We start from the raw sequence: 3,830 nt of genomic DNA, 5'->3' as shown, positions 1-3,830 counted from the left end.
ATTGGTATTGAATGCAATTGCCTGGTCTGCCAAAATCCAGGTTCCTGCCGGCGGAATCTCTTCCGCAACTCCCACAGACACAGAGCTAAATGCATTAACAAAGCGAATGGAATAGCCTTCGGTTCGCTACTACAATCCTGTTCAGAAATAATCTTTACTTAAAATTTTCAATGTCTGTTTGGATATTCAGGATCTTTATTTCATCTTTGTCTATCGAATTAGTAGATTTATAAAGAAGGAAGGGAGAGGTTAGGCTCTATGATCTTCTGGCAACCTAAAACTTTTAAGGTGCCCCAACCTAATTCTATTGATAAATCTAGAATCCAGCCACCGGATTACAAGTGTATTGAATGAATGAATAATGCTGCGACTTGCGCTGCTTAATCAATGTCATTCCTGTGCAGTAAACGTATTTGGCTGAGACAAAAACCAAATTAAAGCATTGAAAGTATGAAAATCTATTGCGACAACGCCGCTACCACAGCGCTTGATCCCGAGGTGATCGATGCGATCATACCTTATCTCTCCGAAAACTACGGAAATCCTTCATCTACACATTGGGCCGGCCTCAAAGCCAGGGAAGGAGTTGAAAGTGCACGCAGAACAGTTGCGGCTTTACTCGGCGCTTTGCCCACGGAAATTTATTTTACATCCGGAGCAACAGAAGCCAATAACCTGGCACTTACGGGTGCAATCCGCGCCTATGAAATTAGTCACGTGATTACCAGCAAAATCGAGCATAAAGCCGTATTGCAAACATTGGCCAAACACGAGAAAGAAGGTGATATCGAAATCAGCTTTGTCCGCCTCGACGAGCGGGGTAATGTTGATTTGTACCATTTGGAAAACCTGCTCCGGGCCAATCCACGGACATTGATCAGCCTAATGCATGCCAATAATGAAATTGGCAACCTGACCGATATCCACGCCATCAGTATTCTTGCTCAACGTTATAATGCCATATTCCACACAGATACCACCCAGACGATCGGCAAGTTCCGGTTTGATCTAGGCCACGGGCAGGTCGATTTTCTGGTAGGGTCTGCGCACAAATTCCACGGTCCGAAAGGAGTAGGGTTTATCTATATCAACAAAAAACACAGGATTGCGCCATTAATATTAGGTGGCGGCCAAGAGGGCGGGCAGCGTGGCGGTACCGAGAATGTGATCGGTATTGTCGGACTGGCGCGCGCACTTGAAGTAGCTTACCGCGACCTGGATAAAGATCAGGCGCAGGTTAGTAAACTAAAACAATACCTTATTGCGAAACTGGCTATCAGCGGGATAGAAGGTATTTGTTACAATGGAGATAGCAAGTCGGTCGAGAACAGCATTCCGAATGTAGTTAATGTCTCATTTCCTTGTCTGCCTCTTGGAAGCATCGTAGAAAAGCTGGATCAGGCAGGGATTGCTGCTTCGGGAGGAAGCGCCTGTTCGAGCCGCGGTACCTCACATGTGATCGCCGCATTGCCTTGTCAGAAAAATAAAGAGAATGTTCGTTTCTCATTCAGCAAACTCAACACCTTCAACGAGGTTGATTATATCGTGCAGGTTTTAACAGGCATTTACGAAACATCACCCGTTTTTTACAGTGAATCCAAATTAGCCATCATATAAACAAGTAACGACAAATGAATGACACTTTTCTTTTAAGGATTAATTACCGCAATGCAGCCAGTTTACACAAAATCACCGCTACGGTAGAATCAGTTGAAGGCGCAAAAATTAAACGTCTCAACTTCCGCAGCAAAGGAAAAAGCTTTGTTGGAATCATTGCATTTGAAGTTTCAAGACTGATCGACTTCGAGCGCATTAGTGTCCTGATCCGTCGCAACAGGGATATTTCGGAGGTAGAAAGAGTGTCGGACTTAACGCTTTGTAGTTAAGGAAATCGCATTTTCTTGTGCACTAATAACGCTAGGCGGCATTGCCTGCGAGTACCTTCGGCTTTCTGTATTGATGCAAATTAATCAGCAACACGCTGCCAAGAATGACGACCAGTCCGGCGATCTGCAGGAGACTGATGCTTTCGTTGGCAAAGAATATCCCGAGCAACACCGCAACCACAGGGTTAACGTATGCATAAGTACTTACTTTCGTGGCAGGTTGAACTTTTAACAGCCATACATAAGCACTGTAACCGATAATAGAGCCGAATACAATCAGGTAAACGACAGCGCCCCATACACTTGCCGGTACCGAGGCGAGATCAAGGGCTTCCAGTTCTCCCGTCAGGAAAATGCCCGGTGTGAATGCTACGCCGGCTGCAAACATCTGCCAGGTAGAGTTGACAGTTGCGGAGTCGGAGCCTGCATTGTACTTGGAATACAGAGATCCGCCTGCCCAGGACATTGAGCCTAATACCACCAGCACCATCGCAAAAAGATCGCGTGAGCTGTTTAATGAACCCATTGAAGCCATTATTTTTTCGCTGAAAAGCAGGATAACCCCGGCAAATCCAATCAAAAGACCGATTATGGTGGATTTGTTACTGAAATTCTGAGCCCATTTCGGCTGATCCAGCAACACAAACCAGAGTGGGGCAGAGGAGACCATAATGGCAACCATCGCACTCGGCAAAAATTGTTCAACCCAGATTACAACCCCGTTCCCTACGAATAGCAGCAGCAAGCCCGTTACTATTGCGGGCTTGATCGCTTTCAGGGAAAATACCTTATCGCCCTGTAAAATGCTCCACATAAGCATGATCAAACCCGAAGCTACGAATCGGAATGCGCCTATAAAGAATGGCGGCAAGCCTGAAAGCGCTTTTTGGATGAAGAAGTAAGTGGAGCCCCATACAATGTAAACTGTTGCATAAGCCAGTACAATCAGGGCTGTTGACGGAGTAGAATTTGCCGTTTTCATACGCATTTATTTTTCAGGAATGACTAATAGTTGTTCTTCTTTGACTGTTTCCAGGACGATCGTCGTGCGTGTGGAAATAATTTTTGGGATTTTGCTGAATGAATTCCGCATGAGCTCCATCAATGAGGCTGAGTCGAAAGTGCGCACTTTGACGAGGTAGCAGTCTTCCCCGGCAATGTGATGGACCTCCTGTACCTCCGGAATTTTGGCGAGTTCTTTTGCAGTTGCATTGCTGCCCATTCCTTCGGCTGACTTAATGGAGATAAATGCAAGCAGGGTCTGGCGGAGTGCGGCGGGATCAATGCGGGTGGTGTATTGCCTGATCACCTGCTTCTGTTCTAACTTCTTCACCCGCTCCAAAACCGCAGAAGGCGCCATTTCCAACTCCCTGGCCAGATCTGCATTGGTGATCCTGGCATTTTCCTGCATCAGGCGGAGAATGTGAAGATCGGTTTTATCAAGTACCAGTTCGTTTTGACCCATTCTGTAATAAGCTATTCTTTGTGAATAATATTCGATTTATATTGTAGCGTGCTGAATTTCGTACTGCTTATACACCTGGAAAGTGCTAATAGTTCGGAGGGTTTGAATTTTGTTGTAAAAAGTTTTTAAGCGGTCAAAAAAGGAGGGTGCTTCCCCTGTGATGTTGTGTTTAGTAGGTCTGCTTCACGACGGTTTTTGTCGTGTTTAAAGAGTTGCGGCGTAAGATCTGCCGGTGGATAAATCTGCAATTGCCGAAGAATAATCGCAAGCGCGCCTAAGTTGAATGGTAGAATGGTAAGCGCCTAAATTGCCGGAAAACGTAACTTAAAAACAACTTATGAAAACAAGGGTGTTTACTTTAAAGAAGACTGCCACTGCGCTATGTCTGTTCCTTTCCATTTTCCTCATGGCATTTTCCTGCGATGACCACGTGGTGCCTGATCCGCCTGAAGCACCTGAGATTCAGACGTTGGATCTTA

Annotated in this window: 4 protein-coding genes and 1 riboswitch; of the genes, 2 read left to right on the top strand and 2 right to left on the bottom strand. The window is 45.6% G+C overall.

Annotation, left to right across the window (positions count from 1 at the left end):
• The first annotated feature begins 224 nt into the window (after positions 1 to 224).
• Positions 225 to 317, top strand: a riboswitch (SAM riboswitch).
• Positions 318 to 450: 133 nt separating this feature from the next.
• The gene (locus tag ACTIE6_RS20010) at positions 451 to 1,617 is read left to right on the top strand and encodes a cysteine desulfurase family protein (RefSeq protein WP_439558332.1); all 1,167 of its coding nucleotides are present in this window, start codon (positions 451 to 453) and stop codon (positions 1,615 to 1,617) included.
• A 14-nt stretch (positions 1,618 to 1,631) separates the two neighbouring features.
• Positions 1,632 to 1,886, top strand: coding sequence for a hypothetical protein (locus ACTIE6_RS20005; RefSeq protein WP_439558331.1), 255 nt, complete (start codon positions 1,632 to 1,634; stop codon positions 1,884 to 1,886).
• 31 nt (positions 1,887 to 1,917) lie between these two features.
• On the opposite strand, the gene ACTIE6_RS20000 is transcribed toward ACTIE6_RS20005, so the two are convergent.
• Both ACTIE6_RS20000 and ACTIE6_RS19995 read right to left on the bottom strand, forming a co-directional pair.
• On the bottom strand, positions 1,918 to 2,868 hold the full coding sequence (locus ACTIE6_RS20000; protein ID WP_439558330.1) for an EamA family transporter: 951 nt from the start codon (positions 2,866 to 2,868) through the stop codon (positions 1,918 to 1,920).
• A 6-nt stretch (positions 2,869 to 2,874) separates the two neighbouring features.
• Entirely contained in the window at positions 2,875 to 3,351 is a 477-nt protein-coding gene (locus ACTIE6_RS19995; protein ID WP_439558329.1) for an Lrp/AsnC family transcriptional regulator, read from the bottom strand.
• Positions 3,352 to 3,830: the final 479 nt, after the last annotated feature.

Source organism: Dyadobacter sp. (genome assembly GCF_051859145.1).
Lineage (GTDB): Bacteria > Bacteroidota > Bacteroidia > Cytophagales > Spirosomataceae > Dyadobacter.
The sequence above is the reverse complement of the archived record's forward strand: the minus strand, read 5'-3'. Positions and strand labels throughout refer to the sequence as shown.

Bases quoted from the DNA above. Each gene is read 5' to 3' on its own strand.
- ACTIE6_RS20010 (WP_439558332.1), top strand. From the start codon at position 451: ATGAAAATCTATTGCGACAACGCCGCTACCACAGCGCTTGATCCCGAG.
- ACTIE6_RS20005 (WP_439558331.1), top strand. From the start codon at position 1,632: ATGAATGACACTTTTCTTTTAAGGATTAATTACCGCAATGCAGCCAGT.
- ACTIE6_RS20000 (WP_439558330.1), bottom strand. From the start codon at position 2,868: ATGAAAACGGCAAATTCTACTCCGTCAACAGCCCTGATTGTACTGGCT.
- ACTIE6_RS19995 (WP_439558329.1), bottom strand. From the start codon at position 3,351: ATGGGTCAAAACGAACTGGTACTTGATAAAACCGATCTTCACATTCTC.